General features: G+C 60.6%; 14 protein-coding genes and 1 tRNA gene. 9 read left to right on the forward strand and 6 right to left on the reverse strand.

Annotated features, from left to right (window positions below; genetic code table 11):
* The first annotated feature begins 3 nt into the window (after positions 1–3).
* Positions 4–2,007: a sensor histidine kinase gene (locus tag G6N83_RS12445; RefSeq protein WP_165142509.1), complete on the forward strand. Its 2,004-nt coding sequence runs from the start codon at positions 4–6 to the stop codon at positions 2,005–2,007.
* Here the strand turns inward: G6N83_RS12445 and G6N83_RS12450 are convergent.
* On the reverse strand, positions 1,985–2,563 hold the full coding sequence (locus G6N83_RS12450) for a hypothetical protein (RefSeq protein ID WP_165142511.1): 579 nt from the start codon (positions 2,561–2,563) through the stop codon (positions 1,985–1,987). The genes G6N83_RS12445 and G6N83_RS12450 overlap by 23 nt on opposite strands.
* Positions 2,560–3,414 carry an inositol monophosphatase family protein gene (locus G6N83_RS12455; RefSeq protein WP_165142513.1) on the reverse strand — a complete coding sequence of 285 codons (855 nt, stop codon included), beginning with the start codon at positions 3,412–3,414 and terminating at the stop codon, positions 2,560–2,562. The genes G6N83_RS12450 and G6N83_RS12455 overlap by 4 nt, the downstream gene beginning before the upstream one ends.
* A gap of 103 nt (positions 3,415–3,517) precedes the next feature.
* On the opposite strand from G6N83_RS12455, the gene G6N83_RS12460 reads away from it, so the two are divergent.
* From G6N83_RS12460 to G6N83_RS12470, 3 genes are all read left to right on the forward strand, one after another.
* Positions 3,518–3,590, forward strand: a tRNA-Lys gene (locus G6N83_RS12460).
* 181 nt (positions 3,591–3,771) lie between these two features.
* Positions 3,772–4,305 (forward strand): hypothetical protein, encoded by a 534-nt coding sequence (locus tag G6N83_RS12465; RefSeq protein WP_165142515.1) that lies wholly within the window; start codon positions 3,772–3,774, stop codon positions 4,303–4,305.
* A gap of 9 nt (positions 4,306–4,314) precedes the next feature.
* Positions 4,315–5,031, forward strand: coding sequence for a hypothetical protein (locus tag G6N83_RS12470; RefSeq protein ID WP_165142517.1), 717 nt, complete (start codon positions 4,315–4,317; stop codon positions 5,029–5,031).
* A 6-nt stretch (positions 5,032–5,037) separates the two neighbouring features.
* On the opposite strand, the gene G6N83_RS12475 is transcribed toward G6N83_RS12470, so the two are convergent.
* Genes G6N83_RS12475 through G6N83_RS12485 form a run of 3 tightly spaced genes read right to left on the reverse strand, consistent with a single transcriptional unit; the run spans position 5,038 to position 7,540 of the window.
* Entirely contained in the window at positions 5,038–6,225 is a 1,188-nt protein-coding gene (locus tag G6N83_RS12475; RefSeq protein WP_165143461.1) for an MFS transporter, read from the reverse strand.
* A gap of 32 nt (positions 6,226–6,257) precedes the next feature.
* Entirely contained in the window at positions 6,258–6,695 is a 438-nt protein-coding gene (locus tag G6N83_RS12480; protein ID WP_165142519.1) for a MarR family winged helix-turn-helix transcriptional regulator, read from the reverse strand.
* Between the two features lie 32 nt (positions 6,696–6,727).
* Entirely contained in the window at positions 6,728–7,540 is an 813-nt protein-coding gene (locus G6N83_RS12485; RefSeq protein WP_165142521.1) for an IclR family transcriptional regulator, read from the reverse strand.
* Between the two features lie 114 nt (positions 7,541–7,654).
* On the opposite strand from G6N83_RS12485, the gene G6N83_RS12490 reads away from it, so the two are divergent.
* Genes G6N83_RS12490 through G6N83_RS12500 form a run of 3 tightly spaced genes read left to right on the forward strand, consistent with a single transcriptional unit; the run spans position 7,655 to position 10,258 of the window.
* Positions 7,655–8,431 carry a CoA transferase subunit A gene (locus G6N83_RS12490; protein WP_165142523.1) on the forward strand — a complete coding sequence of 259 codons (777 nt, stop codon included), beginning with the start codon at positions 7,655–7,657 and terminating at the stop codon, positions 8,429–8,431.
* 1 nt (position 8,432) lies between these two features.
* Positions 8,433–9,080 carry a CoA transferase subunit B gene (locus G6N83_RS12495; RefSeq protein WP_183408394.1) on the forward strand — a complete coding sequence of 216 codons (648 nt, stop codon included), beginning with the start codon at positions 8,433–8,435 and terminating at the stop codon, positions 9,078–9,080.
* Positions 9,077–10,258, forward strand: coding sequence for an acetyl-CoA C-acetyltransferase (locus tag G6N83_RS12500; protein ID WP_165142525.1), 1,182 nt, complete (start codon positions 9,077–9,079; stop codon positions 10,256–10,258). Before G6N83_RS12495 ends, G6N83_RS12500 begins: the two co-directional genes overlap by 4 nt.
* A gap of 9 nt (positions 10,259–10,267) precedes the next feature.
* Here the strand turns inward: G6N83_RS12500 and G6N83_RS12505 are convergent, their stop codons facing one another.
* Entirely contained in the window at positions 10,268–10,525 is a 258-nt protein-coding gene (locus G6N83_RS12505) for a protein BatD (RefSeq protein ID WP_165142527.1), read from the reverse strand.
* A 129-nt stretch (positions 10,526–10,654) separates the two neighbouring features.
* On the opposite strand from G6N83_RS12505, the gene G6N83_RS12510 reads away from it, so the two are divergent.
* Together G6N83_RS12510 and otsB are read left to right on the forward strand one after the other, a co-directional pair.
* Positions 10,655–12,070 (forward strand): alpha,alpha-trehalose-phosphate synthase (UDP-forming), encoded by a 1,416-nt coding sequence (locus G6N83_RS12510; protein WP_165142529.1) that lies wholly within the window; start codon positions 10,655–10,657, stop codon positions 12,068–12,070.
* Complete coding sequence (otsB, locus tag G6N83_RS12515; RefSeq protein ID WP_165142531.1) at positions 12,067–12,867, forward strand: trehalose-phosphatase; 801 nt, start codon at positions 12,067–12,069, stop codon at positions 12,865–12,867. Before G6N83_RS12510 ends, otsB begins: the two co-directional genes overlap by 4 nt.
* Positions 12,868–12,871 lie beyond the last annotated feature (4 nt).

Raw genomic sequence — 12,871 nt, forward strand, 5'->3', positions numbered from 1 at the left:
CCCGTGTCCAACACCAGCATGGCAGCACGGTCGCAAGCCGCGCCTGCTCGTCTCAGGCTTCTGCTCGTCGCGGGTCTTCTAGTTTTGACCGGAATATCGGCGCTCGCCATGGCGCTCCGGAACCCGGGGGAAGCGGACATTGCACGGTGGTGGCCGGCATCAGCTACGGCTTTGGCCGCTGCGCTCTTTGCCCGCAAACGTGAGGTTTGGTATGTGCTGGCCGCGATCGTTGTGGTGACAGCCCTGGGGTCGCTCGGTGCTGGCAGACTGTGGCAGTTCTCGCTCATTGGCGGCGTCGGGAGCGCGATCGAGGCTTGGCTCATCGCGGCAATTATCTCCGGCAGCGACGGCAAGACCACGCTGAAGAGCGTCACCGACGTCGGTCGATTTCTGATTGCGAATGTCGCGGGAACAGTGGTCGGCGCCGTGATCGTCGCTGGGGGCGCACAAATTTCGGGGCTGGACTTCGCGGAAACTTTCGTGCTTGTGGCCGCGTCGCACGGCGTTTCAATCGTGATTCTCGTACCGATTTTCATTATCAATCGGGTCCGATTCCGCGTGTCCACGCGGCCGCAAACCGTGGCGGTCAGTCTTGCTCTCGCCGCAGCAGTGGTAGCGGCGTTCTTTCCAGGAAGCCCGGCGCCGCTCACCTTTTTGCCTGTTCCCATACTGGTGTGGGCTGCGCTCTCACAATCGATGCTTACGGCTGCCATACAGGTTGCATTCGTCGCAGCGGGCGTCAGCACACTCACACTGTTGGGGGGAGGAGCCTTCGCCTACTTCGTGGGACCGTTCTCGGTCGTGGCCATTCCTCAACTCTATGCCTTCACACTCGCTGTGCTTACTTTGGTAATCGGTGCAGCAACGCAGGAACGCCGCGTCGGCGATCGTCGCGCACAGGCTCTTTTGGCGCTCGTGCAAGATGCCTTCGAGCGCGGTCCCGACGGGTTTGCACTCCTGGAGGAAAGGGAAGAAGGGATATACCAAGCGGTGGACATCAACGCGGTGGCACCAACGCTCTTGCCCGGCACATTCGAGGACGTGGAAGGCAAATGGCAACTTCGACGGTCGAGCCGGCTGTTTGACGTCGTTTCCGAAATGCCTCTCGGCGCGACAAGAATTCTCGAATGGGGTTCGGGGTCGGAAACGTCGCCGACGACGAGAGTCACTCTCTTAATTGGGTCGGAAGAGAACGACGGGCGAATGGTGGTCGCATCAATCAAGGACCTTGCGCCGCTGCGTGAGGCGGAAGAGCGGCTACAGCTACAAATTGAGCGCGAGCGCGCGACAATCGATGCGCTTCGCAGACTGAACCAGCAAAAGAATGATTTTGTGGCGAGCGTGTCGCATGAACTGCGCACCCCGATCACGTCGATCCTCGGGTACGCGGAGGAGATGCGTGACGACGATTCCGATGATAAGTCTGCGGAATACCTCGAAGTCATCCAGCGCAACGCGTTGAGGCTTTTAGGCGTTGTCAACGATGTGTTGCTGGTGGCTCAACGAAATAGCGATACGGACGCCGAGGCGAGACGAAATGACGTCGTTGTTGTTGACGCGGTGGGAAAGTGCATCTCTGATCTCGGCCACCAGATCCGTAGCAAGCGGATCCATGTGGACGCAGCAATTGACCGGAGTATCCGATTGCATGTTTCGGAATCCGATTTCGAGCGAGTGCTTTCGAACCTTATGACGAACGCGATCAAGTTCTCGCCGAGCGAGGGAAAAATCACGCTCTCGGCAATAGTCGATGGTGCCGTGGTCGTGATCGGGGTCGAAGATGAGGGCCCGGGCATCAGCGTTGAGGATCGTGATCGTATTTTCGACCCGTTTTACCGGAGTCCGCAAGCCACCCGCGATGGCGTACCGGGAACAGGGTTAGGGCTCCCCATTGCGCGGGAACTTGTCCAGTCGATGGGAGGAACGATCAGCTTGCGAGCTGACCTATCCGCGGGAACCTGTATCGAAGTGCGTATTCCGCGCGTTATGCCGGCGGCCACTCGATAAGAAGAAGGCCCTGCTTGGTGTCAGCCAGCTTGATACCGTCGTCTTCGAACAGATACGTCATACCGAAGCCATCGTCGTCGGTCGCGATGGCGGTGTCAGCGCTTTCGGTTACGTAGTCACCCGAATCGTCGTCGACAACAATCCACCCCTGGGCAATCAGTTCGGTTCGCACCTCGGATGCCTCAGCTCCAGTTGCCGGCGCCCAGCCGAATATCTGTACATGATCCGTCGCGACAGAGAAGTCGCCCCACGTGCAGAGCACGCTTCCTGTCAGTTTGAGACTGCCGACCCGCATGATGTCTTCTCGCGCACTCCAGCCGAGGCTCTCAAAGTCAGCGACGGTCGACTCCGGGAGAATTGTCGTGCACGTGGGGTCTACCGGTTCTGTCGGCTCCGGAGTAACCGTTGCCGTCGGTTCTGAAGACGACTCTGACGGTGTCGTGTCCGTTGACGGCTCAGCAGTAGTCTCTTCAGCCGCCGTGCAACCGGAAACGAACAATGCGCCTGTAAGCAGCGTGGCGATAGCGAAAGTGCGAACGACGAATGGTCGAGTCATGAAGAGCTCTCTGCAGGGGCTGTGAGTGGAGCATTGTGGGCAACGGCAAGGAATGAGTCGTGCAAAATGCCGTTCGACGCGAAACTCGACCGGTCGGCGATCGTGTGCTCCCCGTTGAAGGCGGTAAACATGCCGCCCGCTTCGAAGATGATCGGAACTATTGCTGCGATGTCGTATTCCTTGACATCGAACTCTGCGACGAGTTCAAGGCGCCCTTCGGCAAGCAGCATGTATGGCCAGGCGTCGCCGTAGCCACGGTCGCGCCACACGCTTCGGGTGAGGCGAACAAGGCTCTCGAGGCGGCCAGCGTCATCCCACTGCTCGATGCTTTGAAAACTGAAGGATGCCTCAGCAACTGTGCTCACGTTGGACACGCCTAATCGGCGAGGTTCGCCGTCGGTGTTGGTCCACGCTCCGAGATGCGTGGCAGCCCACCAGCGGCGACCGATTGCAGGTTGGCTGACGACACCAACGCGTGGAACTCCGTCGATCGCAAGAGAAATAAGGGTCGTCCACATCGGGATGCCCTTCAAATAGTTGGCCGTCCCATCGATCGGATCAATAATCCACTGGCGCGTCGAGGTTCCGGTGATCCCGAACTCCTCCCCGAAGACGCCATCCGTCGGGCGCTCCGCCTCGAGCAGGGACCGAATCGCTCGCTCGGCCGCGAGGTCTGCTTCGGTGACGTGGGTGGCATCCGATTTGGTGCTGATGTCGAGATCGGGATCATCGAATTTCGCCATCGTGACGGTATCTGCGGCATCCGCGAGTCGGAGGGCAAGGAGGAGGTCGTCTTCCAGGTTGCCGTCGAATGGCGAGGCGAAGTCGAGCGCTGATTTACCTGGAGTCACTCGTAAAGGATATCGGCAGGTTGCGGTCTCGATTCGCGGTACAGGCCGTCGTGATGATAATGTTGACCCTCGGTTCGCAGTGATGTTTTTTACTGTAAATCATGCACCTCTAGCTCAATCGGCAGAGCAACTGACTCTTAATCAGTGGGTTCTGGGTTCAAGTCCCAGGGGGTGCACGGATCAGCCTCGTCGACTCTCGCCAGTCTGCGGGGCTTTTTCATTTCATACGCGACGCATTCGCCATAGCATCGAGGTATGAGTGATCGCACACCGCAACAGGCTCCCGCCGGCTGGTACCCGGACCCTGCGCATCCGGGCGCATCACGCTACTAGGATGGCGCCGCATGGACTGGCCACGTGCACGGCGGCACGGTTCCCGCCCAGGATCTGAAGGCGCAGCCAGGAACAGGCTGGAACACACCCTGGATCTGGCTCATCATTCTCTTGCCCATCATTCCGTCGGTGCTCGTCATGTTCGTGCCGTGGGGCGACATGTTCAACGTCGACTATCTCTACAACAACGATCCCATGGCGATGAACCGGGCGATGCTGGGTCTTTACCTTTCACCTGCCTACCTCTTGAGCATCGGCCTGGGCTGGGTCATATTCGGCTTGAACGTGTTTTTCGCCTACCGAGACTTCGCAAATCTCAGGGCGATGGGCGTGCCCAAACCATTTCACTGGGCATGGCAGTTTCTGAGCCCTGTGTACGTTATCGGGCGCTCGGTTGTCGTGATTCGACGTACCGGTCGCGGCGCCGCGCCGCTCTGGGCATTGGGCGGCACGCTCGTGATCGGGCTTCTACTTGCGGGTGTGATCATTGCCGTGATGTTGTCGGGCATGGGCGACATGATGGGGGAGATCATGCGCTATTCGTCAACGTCGCCATAGCATTCGATGGTGACACGGGACGCCGACGACGGAGCTGTTGATTCGTCAGACGACGCTGAGCTTCGTGTGCTGCGACAGCGCGCCTACGGACCGGATGCTGATATCGCGCGCGATCTCATGGCGCTCCAGCGGCTCCGCCACCTCGAAAGCAATGCCAAGATCGCCTCGACGCCGGGGGCTTCGCAGATCTCTTCCGGTCCGAACGCGAAGGACACGTCCGAAGAGACTGTTGGCGCCGAGCCCGCAGATGCGCGACCTGCGGTCAGCGCACGCATGCGATGGCTGTGGGTTGCGAGCATCGTCGCGGCGATCGGGAGCGCATCTTTGGTGACTGTCGTGGTGTCAACGAGCTCGCCGACACCGTATGCGCAATTGCATCTGATAGCGGGGGCAGACGTTCCCGAAGATCTTCGCGCCTCGGTCGATTCTGAGGATTATCGGCGATACGACGACTTCGCGGGCCTACTTATCTCATCGAGTACCGCGCCTTACTTGGGGCAGGAGACCATGTGCATTTACGCAATGCACGCGGATCCTGCCGTCGCAGGCCGGTACGGCACCATCGCCGCGTGTGCATTACCTGGGCTCGAACCGACAATGGACTACTACATCGACGAAGCCGCACCGGGCTTGCTGCGCGAAAAATTCACTGACGGCATGGCAGTGCGCTTTGTATTGAAAGGCGACACCGTAGCGGTTTACGTCAGCAGCCCGCCGCCGGCGTGACGAAAGCTAGGCCGCGTCACCGATGGCGACTGCCTCAGCGAGTTCTTCGGCATCCGTTTCATGTCCGTCCGCGCGGCGCAGTGCCCGGCGCCCGAGTGCGATCGTCGCCGTTGCCAACAAGACGGATGCCGCGGCAAACAGATAGGGAACGGCTGCACCGTATGCGTGCCACAGAAGAGCCGCCGTCGGCGGAGCCGCGGCTCCGCCGAGAAACCGCACCGCCGAGTATGACGACGACGCGACAGTGCGGGGGAGCGATGTTGCCTCCATGACGGTTTCGGTAAGGATCGTGTTGATAACACCCAAAATGAGTCCACCGACGATGATCGCCGTTACGAGGCCAGCCGCGGAGTCGACAAAGAACGCGGCGACGATCAAGTCGATCGTCAGCAGCGGTAGCGCGATGAGCAGTGCGGTGGTCCGCCGCATCCGGCGCAGCATGAGCGGCGCTACCCACACGCTCGTGATTGCTAATGAAATGCCCCACCCGAAGAACGTGAAGCCGATGCCCATCGCGCCGAACCCGAGCGGAAACGGCGAGAACGCCAAGAGCACGAAGAAGCCGATGTTGTAAAAGAACGCAGCGGTCGCGAGAACTGCGATCGCGGGCACCCGGAGTGCGCGGAACGGCGCGGAGAACGGGATCGGGCGGCGTTCTGATTTCGGGCCACGAAGGAGTGTCGACACTGCGATCAGTGCAATCGCCATGAGAACGACGACCCCGAAGAATGGACCTCGCCAGCTCACTTCGCCGAGGAGGCCGCCGAGAAGCGGGCCGATTGCGATACCGAGCCCGAGGGCCGCTTCGTAAAGAATGATCGTGCTACCTGCGGTGCCCGCGGTCGCCCCCACGATCGTTGCGAGAGATGTTGAGATGAAGAGTGCGTTACCGAGCCCCCACCCGGCGCGGAATCCGATGATGGCATCGACGCTCCCGCTAACGGCGCACAAGAGGGCGAAGATGAAAATGAGCGCCAAACCCCAGAGGAGGGTCGCTTTTGCGCCGATGCGGCTCGAGATCCAACTCGTGACGAGCATCGCAAGCCCGGTGACGACGAGATAGCTCGTGAAGAGGAGCTCGGTCTGCACGGGAGTCGCATGAAGCGAGTCGGCAATCGCGGGAAGAATCGGATCGACCAATCCAATACCCATGAATGCGACAACACAGGCGAAAAGCACAGCCCACACCTGCATGGGTTGGCGCCACACGGCTTCGTTTGTGGCACTCACCGGATGATGCTCCCTGCCTCGACCCGGGTGTGTTCATCGAGAATCGTGGCCACTCGATTGACCGCAGCCCAATCCGCTTCCGAAAGGTCGGAAAAAATTGGCTGAAGCGCATCGCGCATCTGCTCTTGCCAGCGCTGGAGTGCTGCTTCGCCGGCCGGTAGCGCGCGAACTATCGTCGCTCGGGAGTCGGCGGGGTCAGCGGCACGCTCGACGAATCCAAGATCTTCAAGGTGGCCGAGAAGTCTTGTCATCCCGGGTTGCGTAGTGCGGCACATCGCGGCAAGCTCGCCCACGCGGCGAGGACCGTCTGAACGCAGTAACGAGATGGCGCGCCACTGGGCCGCCGGCGCGTCATTGCCGGTTTTTCGGGCGGCGATGCGCGCTAGCGCATGCCCACCGACGACCAATCGTTCGAGATCATCACTCTGAGACATACCAAAAGTATATAACGGAGATATGTAAAGCGTCAGTGATTTCGGGGAGAAGCCAATCGCGCGGAAAGTTGGTGGGCATGAGAGAGGAGCGTTCGGCCCAGCTCGGGTATGCGCTCCGCTGTGAACCTGAACTGTGCGCCAGTAAGGCTCAACGCCCACTGTGGATCGCCGTCGGGAGTGAAGACGGCTGCACCCATCCCATAGCTGCCCTCGACAATAAGGCCCGGGTTGACCGCGAATCCGCGCTCTGTCGTTTCGCTTAGACGAGGCCGCAGTCGGCTCTCGCTGTGGGCCGCTCCCCACTTCGTGCCCAGCTCGATATTGCGCGAAAAAAACGCGTCGATACTCTGCGGTGGAAGGAAGGACAAAATCGCGAGTCCAGCGGATGCGACACCGAGTGGGAAGCGAACACCTTCGGTGAGCACGAATGAACGGATCGGGAAGCTCCCTTCCTCGCGAAGCAGGCAGACTGTCTCATCCCCTCGACGAACAGAGAGAAAAGCGCTCTCTTCCGTGCGTATCGCGAGCGAGCGTACGATGTCCCGCGCGACAGTGGTGACGTCGTAACGCGCCGCAGCGGCATTCCCCATGAGATAGAGCTCGGGCCCGGGTACCCAAGATCCGGTTCCCTCGAGGTGGTCGACGAGTCCCTCGCGGCGTAGCGCAGACAACAGCCGGTGCACTGTCGGTCGGGACATGCTGGTGCGGTGGGCGAGCTCCCCCGTTCGTACACCGTCGTTGGTGCCGCTCACGATGCGCAACAGCGCCGCTGCGCGCGCAATCGACTGAGTTCCCGGTATCGGAGCGTCATTCGGTCCACGGCGTTCGAACTCTTCGTTGTCCATATTGTGGACAATATGCGGCAATGTGTCCACATGGCAACAGTTGTGCGTGCAGACCGAGGCGTGATCGTCGAGGCTCGGATAAGTCCCAGATAAGCGTACGAAGGAGTACTCGCTGTGAACAAAGAAGTGGGTACGGCGGCAGCGGCCGTCGCTGACATCCCGGCGGGAGCGAGTATTGCCGTCGGCGGCTTCGGGCTTTCAGGAAACCCAATGGAGCTGATCCGTGCGGTGTTCGAACTTGGGATCGACGACCTTTCCGTCGTTTCGAACAACTGCGGAGTTGACGATTGGGGCCTCGGGATCCTGTTGCGTGAGCATCGAATCCGAAAGATGACATCGTCGTACGTTGGCGAGAACAAGGAGTTTGAACGCCAGTTTCTCTCTGGTGAACTCGAACTCGAGCTGACGCCTCAGGGAACCCTGGCGGAGAAACTGCGTGCCGGCGGAGCAGGAATCGCGGCCTTCTATACGCAGACCGGCGTTGGTACGCAGGTTGCGGAAGGCGGCCTGCCGCGGCGCTACGACAGTGAGGGAAAAGTGGCGCTCGCCTCTCCCTCAAAGGATCTTCGGACGTTTGACGTCAGCGGTAATCCGAAGACCTATGTGCTTGAAGAAGCCATCGTCACGGAGTTCGCACTGGTGCACGCGGCGCGAGGCGACCGCCACGGGAACCTCGTGTTCTCGAAGGCAGCAAGGAGTTTCAACCCGCTCGCCGCTATGGCAGGAACCGTCTGCATCGCCCAAGTGGAAGAGCTCGTGGAACCGGGCATGCTCGACCCTGACTCGATTCATCTTCCGGGGGTGTACGTGCATCGCATCGTCGAGGTAGGTCGAGATATCGAGAAGCGAATCGAGAAGCGAACAGTCTCGACCGCAGAGAAGGGCAACTGATATGCCGCGCACGCGCGACGAGATGGCTGCACGGGCAGCTCTTGAACTGCAGGATGGCTCGTATGTGAATCTCGGCATCGGGTTGCCCACGCTTGTCCCCAATCACGTGCCTCCCGGGGTGACAGTCATCCTTCAATCTGAGAATGGAATACTCGGGGTCGGGCCATACCCCGACGACGCTGCTGTCGATCCTGACCTCATCAACGCGGGAAAAGAAACGGTCACGACGCTCCCCGGCGCCTCGTTTTTTGATTCCGCGACGAGCTTCGGCATGATCCGGGGCGGGAAAATCGACGCGGCTATTCTCGGCGCCATGCAGGTTTCGGCGAGCGGTGATCTGGCCAACTGGATGATCCCCGGAAAGATGGTGAAGGGGCCGGGAGGTGCGATGGATCTCGTTCACGGCGCGTCGCGGGTGATCGTGCTCATGGAGCACACCGCGAAAGACGGTGCACCCAAGATTTTGAACGAGTGCGCTCTGCCGCTCACCGGCCGCGGCGTCGTTGATCGCATCATCACGGACCTCGCCGTTATCGATGTGACCGATGATGGACTTGTGCTTGTCGAGCTAGCCAACGGCGTGAGCATTGACGACGTGGTGTCTGCGACAGAGCCAGAACTTTTGATTGCTCTCAAGGAGGAAGCATGATCGATGACATCGTGATCGTTGCGGCAGCACGGACGCCTCAGGGCCGCCTGAAGGGGCAACTCTCGTCTGTCACGGCCACTCGATTGGGAGCAGTTGCGATTCGCGGCGCTCTCGCCGCCGGCGAGATACCCGCCGATGCTGTTGACGCAGTGTTCGTCGGTCAGGTGCTCTCGGCCGGTTCTGGTCAGAACCCTGCGCGGCAAGCTGCTCTCGGCGCGGGAATCGGATGGCGTGCACACGCTGCAGTCGTCAACAAAGTCTGCCTTTCCGGCCTCAGCGCTGTCATCGATGCGCAGCGAATGCTGGCATTGGGCGATGCAAAGGTCGTGGTCGCCGCCGGAATGGAATCAATGACGCACGCTCCGCATTTGCTGATGGGCTCGCGCGAGGGGTGGAACTACGGCTCCGTGGAAGTGCTCGACCACATGGCGTATGACGGGCTTACGGACGCATACGAGAGCGACAGTATGGGGGCCTCGACTGAGCGCGGGAACGGCCCACGTGAGATTTCTCGGACGCAACAAGACGAGGTCGCTGCGCGTTCTCATCAGCGTGCTGCGGCCGCATGGGAGGACGGTGTCTTTGATCGGGAGATCGTCGAAGTCGAGGTTCCACAGCCGAAAGGTCCCGCAGTCATCGTCACTCGCGACGAAGGCATTCGCGCTGAGACCACTGCGGACACGTTGGCGAAATTGCTCCCCGCTTTTGCTTCGGAGGGCACGATTACGGCGGGCAATTCCTCGCAGATTTCGGACGGCGCCTCGGCCGTTGTCCTCACCACCCGTGCTCACGCCGATGAAAACGGTTGGGCCGTACTCGCCTGCCTCGGATCTCATGGGCAAGTGGCTGGTCCCGATAACTCGCTTCACGCTCAACCGGCAAACGCCATCAAGGTTGCCTGCGGCAAAGACGGGATTGAGCCAAGCGGGCTTGATTTTATCGAGATCAACGAAGCATTTGCCGCTGTTGTCGTGCAATCTCAGCGAGAGCTTGGCGTAGGAGATGACGTCGTTAACCCGCACGGGGGCGGTATCGCTATTGGTCACCCGATCGGAGCGAGCGGCAATCGGCTCGTGGTCCATGCTGTGCATGAACTGATGCGCAGAGGCAGCGGAACTGCGGCGGTAGCGCTGTGCGGCGGGGGCGGTCAGGGCGAGGCTCTTATCCTGCGCCGCTGAAGTCAACGCCTATTGGCGGCGGAGGTGCTTCTCCATGAGCTCTGCTTCTTGCCCCGCGATGGGAGAGTCACCGGGAATTCCTTTGCCCCGGCCGGCGCGATAAATATCCGCCATGGCACCGACGGCGAGTACGACCGTGATTATCCAACTCGCCCAGGCGAGCACGCTTCGCCAGGTGAAATGGTCGCGATCACGGAGGCTGTCGAACAGCGGCTTACCCATGATGAATGCGTTGATGAGCCCGGTGCCGAACAGATACTTGCGCATAAGAGCCACGGTACCGTGCAGATCGCGTTGAGATCACCTCTTGACAGCATCGGCGGGCGAGCGCAAGCCCAGGGCGGGTGTGTGTGCCGCTGTTAGATTAAGAACAATCCGAATCACCAGGAGTGTTCTGTGTCTAAAGCCGAGTTCGTTGTCGTCGCGAATCGTCTCCCCGTTGATCACGATCCCGATTCCGAGAATGGCTGGCGGCGCTCACCCGGCGGGCTCGTGACGGCTCTTGAGCCAGTGATGCGGAAGGCGGATGGCGCGTGGGTCGGTTGGGCGGGAAAGCCCAACCTGGAGGTTGAACCTTTCGATTTTGAGGGCACTCATCTGGTTCCGGTTTCGCTCAACGAAGACGAAGTCCAGAACTACTACGAAGGAATGTCCAACGACACGTTCTGGCCGCTCTATCACGATGTGATCGCAGCTCCGCGCTACCGGCGCGCATGGTGGGATTCCTATGTCACGGTCAACCGTCGTTTTGCCGAGGCCGCTGCCGCGGCCGCAGCAGATGGCGCCACCGTGTGGGTGCAGGACTACCAGCTCCAGCTGGTCCCGCAAATGGTACGTGAGCTACGTCCCGACCTGACGATCGGATATTTTCACCACATTCCATTCCCGGCATACGGCCTCTTCGCCCAGCTTCCCTGGCGGCGTCAAGTGATCCAGGGCCTGCTCGGTGCGGACGTCATCGGCTTCCAGCGGGTCGCTGACGCCGGCAACTTCGCCCGCGCAGTGCGCCGCGTGTTCCACTACGAAACCAAAGCCACCGGCATCCGTGTCCCAAACGCCGACGGTACGACCCGCCGGGCCATTGCGCGCGCTTTCCCCATTTCGATAGACACGGAGTCGTATATCGAATTGGCGCAGCGCGAAGATATCAAAGCGCGCGCGGTGGAGATTCGAGAAAATCTAGGAAACCCCAAGAAGATTCTTCTGGGCGTCGACCGCCTTGACTACACCAAGGGAATCAGGCACCGTCTCAAGGCGTACGGCGAGCTGCTCAACGACGGTCGTCTGAGCGTCGAAGACGTCGTGCTCGTGCAGGTTGCAAGTCCGAGTCGCGAGCGCGTCGAGGCTTACATGCAGTTGCGAGACGAGATCGAACTCACAGTCGGCCGGATCAACGGCGATCGCGACACTATGGATCACAGCGCTATTCGATACCTGCACCAGGCGTACCCGCGCGAAGAAATGGTCGCGCTCTACCTTGCAGCGGATGTCATGCTCGTCACGGCGCTTCGCGACGGCATGAACTTGGTCGCGAAGGAGTACGTCGCGAGTCGGGTCGATAACCGTGGTGTTCTCGTGCTGAGCGAGTTCGCAGGCGCAGCTGATGAGCTGGGCAGCGCGTTGTTGATGAACCCGCACGACATCGGCGGCCTTAAAGACACGATTGTTCGCGCTGTGGAAATGCCGGCTGCAGAACAGGGGCGACGTATGCGGTCGCTGCGAAAGCGAGTGCGAGAAAACGACGTCGAACGGTGGTCTCAGCTTTTCCTGAACGCACTCGCAAAGGCGAAAGAGCCGGAGAACAACGCATGACGACGCCTGTCGAGTCGCCCGAAGAGGTCACGGCGGCACTTGAAGAACTGGCGGCAACTGCGCACCTTTTGATAGCCCTCGATTTTGATGGCACACTCGCATCGCTCAATGACAAGCCGATGGAATCTCGCATGTTGCCCGAGGCGCGCCGTGCGCTGGAGGCGCTCGTTGCGGCTCCACACACGTCGGTCGCTCTCGTTTCCGGACGAACTCTCCACGATCTGAAGATCATTTCTGAACACGACGATTCTTCGCTCGTTCACCTTGCCGGCTCTCACGGCGCCGAGTTCTGGCATCCAGGAGAGGGCGAAACTCCTCGTGAGAGTTCTGACGAGGATGCCGCAGACAGAGCGCTGCGTGATGACGTGCGCGTGAGCGCCGAGCAAGCGGTTGCAGACATTGACGGTGCATGGATCGAGCCGAAAGAGTTCGGGATCGGGCTTCACACCCGACTTGCGGCATCTGCTGACGCTGAGATTGCCGCGTCGCGTATCGACAGCCTCCTAGCGGAACGTGCGCCATCATGGCGTCGCCGCACCGGCCACAACATTTTGGAGTACGCGTACCGTCACGAAGGAAAAGACACCGCGATTGCGGCGCTGCGGAAGCGCCTTGGCGCGAGTGCTGTTCTCTTCGCGGGCGACGACGTCACTGACGAAGATGCACTCGCGAGCCTTGAGTCCGAGGACCTCGGGGTCCGAGTCGGGAGTGGCGAGACTCACGCACGCGTCCGGGTCGCGGACGCCGCAGCACTCTCTCATGCGCTGTTAGCCCTAGCCAAGCTTCGTTCCGCCTGAGAGA

The sequence above is a fragment of the Microbacterium endophyticum genome (assembly GCF_011047135.1).
GTDB classification, from domain to species: domain Bacteria; phylum Actinomycetota; class Actinomycetes; order Actinomycetales; family Microbacteriaceae; genus Microbacterium; species Microbacterium endophyticum.

Coding starts and splice junctions, on each gene's coding strand:
- G6N83_RS12450 (WP_165142511.1), bottom strand. CDS start 2,563: ATGACTCGACCATTCGTCGTTCGCACTTTCGCTATCGCCACGCTGCTT.
- G6N83_RS12475 (WP_165143461.1), bottom strand. CDS start 6,225: ATGCAGGTGTGGGCTGTGCTTTTCGCCTGTGTTGTCGCATTCATGGGT.
- G6N83_RS12480 (WP_165142519.1), bottom strand. CDS start 6,695: ATGTCTCAGAGTGATGATCTCGAACGATTGGTCGTCGGTGGGCATGCG.
- G6N83_RS12485 (WP_165142521.1), bottom strand. CDS start 7,540: ATGGACAACGAAGAGTTCGAACGCCGTGGACCGAATGACGCTCCGATA.
- G6N83_RS12495 (WP_183408394.1), top strand. CDS start 8,433: ATGCCGCGCACGCGCGACGAGATGGCTGCACGGGCAGCTCTTGAACTG.
- G6N83_RS12500 (WP_165142525.1), top strand. CDS start 9,077: ATGATCGATGACATCGTGATCGTTGCGGCAGCACGGACGCCTCAGGGC.
- G6N83_RS12505 (WP_165142527.1), bottom strand. CDS start 10,525: ATGCGCAAGTATCTGTTCGGCACCGGGCTCATCAACGCATTCATCATG.
- otsB (WP_165142531.1), top strand. CDS start 12,067: ATGACGACGCCTGTCGAGTCGCCCGAAGAGGTCACGGCGGCACTTGAA.